The organism is Salinivibrio costicola subsp. alcaliphilus (assembly GCF_001996185.1).
GTDB lineage: Bacteria > Pseudomonadota > Gammaproteobacteria > Enterobacterales > Vibrionaceae > Salinivibrio > Salinivibrio costicola.
Genome location: NZ_MUFR01000189.1, coordinates 1 through 303, shown reverse-complemented (window position 1 = coordinate 303; position 303 = coordinate 1). Strand labels below are relative to the sequence as shown.

Below are 303 nucleotides of genomic sequence, written 5' to 3'. Positions count from 1 at the left end.
CCTAACGATGACAACAAACCTATCCAAAAATCTGGTCTCTTCAGTAGAATACACCGCCATGGTTCTTGATTGGTGGACAATGCGGTGGGATATAAACTCGTTAGGCTGACCGAGCTCATGGCGTATGAGTTTGGGCGAGTAGAGGGCGATATTGAGGCGCTTAATGAGCGAGACCTTGGTAATGTAATGCCTGATGGGGGGAGCTTTTCACAATTTAAAGAAAAGCTTGATAGCGGTGAATTTGCCCTGTTGACTGATACCCCAATGCGGCCCGCGATGGTGCATGATAATACGAATAAGCTC

The 303-nt window shown here is 47.2% G+C and carries 1 protein-coding gene; it reads left to right on the top strand.

Annotated features, from left to right (window positions below; translation table 11 throughout):
• Positions 1-117: 117 nt before the first annotated feature.
• Positions 118-303: hypothetical protein (locus tag BZJ21_RS15810; RefSeq protein ID WP_394329767.1), on the top strand; the 186-nt coding region annotated here is incomplete at its 3' end.